We start from the raw sequence: 1626 nt of genomic DNA on the forward strand, positions 1-1626 counted from the left end.
GAAAATAGAGAGGCTGTTCAAAACGATTCAAACGAGGTTCTATCCATTATTAAAAAGTAATCCAGCCGATTCGCTGGAAGAGCTAAATGAAAGATTTGGGCGGTGGCTAGAGGAGGATTACCACCGGAAGCCACACGCCTCTCTTGATGGAAAGACACCCCATCAAGTATTTCAATCCCAATTAGATCATATCACATTTTTAGAGGATCATTCCATACTAGAGACAGTATTTTTAAAAAGAGCAAAAAGAGTCGTAAAATTAGATGGGACGATTACGTTGGATAAGAAATTATATGAAGTTCCCGCTTCTTTCATTGGTCAGAAGATTGATCTTCGACTCGATGATCGAGCGGTGTATGTGTTTGAAGATGGAAAAAAAGTAGCACAAGCGATAGCCGTTAACATGGAAGATAATGCGCATGTCAAACGAGCCCCATCCCCATTTGCGATAATGGATACGGTTCAACGGAAGGGAGAGACGGATCATGTATAAATCCTTTTATTCGTTGGCTAAGATGCCATTTACCAAAGAGATGAATCATGTGGATGCGTTTGAATCTACGATTTATCAAGGAGCATTAAATGGTTTAGCGTACTTACAAAAGTCGAAAGGAATCGGTTTAATTATAGGTGATCCTGGGGCTGGAAAAACATTTACATTACGAAGTTTTAAGGAGTCACTCAATCCATCTTTGTATCATGTCGTCTATTTTCCATTGTCTACTGGAGGAGTGATGGATTTTTACCGAGGGTTGGCTTATGGTTTAGGTGAAGAACCCAAATTCCGCAAAGTAGATCTATTTCGCCAGATTCAATCAGGCATTGAACAAATGGTGGAGGAACGTAAAATTACTCCAGTCTTCATTCTTGATGAAATGCACATGGCAAAGGATGCATTTTTACAGGATCTAGCCATTCTCTTTAACTTTCAAATGGATTCGACGAATCCATTTATTCTCATACTATCTGGTTTACCGCATTTAAAAACACGGTTAAATTTAAATCATCATCGACCATTGGCTCAACGTATTATCATGAGATATCAAATGCAAGCATTAAGCAAAGAAGATGTTTACGCGTATATAGAACACCATTTAAAGTTAGCGGGATCAAGAATACCAATATTCAGTCCTACGGCCATGGAAGCAATCGCGTTACGATCACAAGGTTGGCCCCGTATTATCAATACATTAACGACGAATTGTCTTTTATATGGAGCGCAACAGAAGAAAGAACAGATTGATGAAGAAATCGTGCGTCTGGCAGCTGAGGAAAGTGGTCTGTGATGAAAGAAGGAATCATGATTTCTAATCATAATGCCTGGCAGATATGGATTGGGCAAGAGGCTTTTATTGTGTATGAAGGGATGCCTGTAGAAATAAAATTCCAGAGCGACTATTTGAATTTTATTATTGGGAAGGACTACGATGATTGGTTTGTGATGTATAAGGGGTCAGTCGCATTTAATCTTCGCCACCCCGATGTTTACAAGATACGTGTGGCGCCCATTGAATTAATGAGAGAAGAAGATGTCTTTTGAAAGGCATCTTTTTTTCTTGAAATAGTAGAGAAATAGCGTGCATATTCTTTTTCACATATGAAATAAAGTGAAAATAATAGCACATT

The 1626-nt window shown here is 38.7% G+C and carries 3 protein-coding genes; all 3 read left to right on the plus strand.

Features of this window, described 5'->3' with window-relative positions:
• On the plus strand, positions 1 to 493 hold a 493-nt coding region (locus WKU33_RS18810), incomplete at its 5' end, for a Mu transposase domain-containing protein (protein WP_340456122.1).
• Positions 486 to 1286, plus strand: a complete 801-nt coding sequence (locus tag WKU33_RS18815) for an ExeA family protein (protein WP_156858103.1) — start codon at positions 486 to 488, stop codon at positions 1284 to 1286. The genes WKU33_RS18810 and WKU33_RS18815, both read left to right, overlap by 8 nt.
• Entirely contained in the window at positions 1286 to 1540 is a 255-nt protein-coding gene (locus tag WKU33_RS18820; protein ID WP_156858104.1) for a hypothetical protein, read from the plus strand. Before WKU33_RS18815 ends, WKU33_RS18820 begins: the two co-directional genes overlap by 1 nt.
• Positions 1541 to 1626 lie beyond the last annotated feature (86 nt).

This window comes from Oceanobacillus sp. HCA-5259 (assembly GCF_037892815.1).
Lineage (GTDB): Bacteria > Bacillota > Bacilli > Bacillales > Amphibacillaceae > Oceanobacillus > Oceanobacillus indicireducens.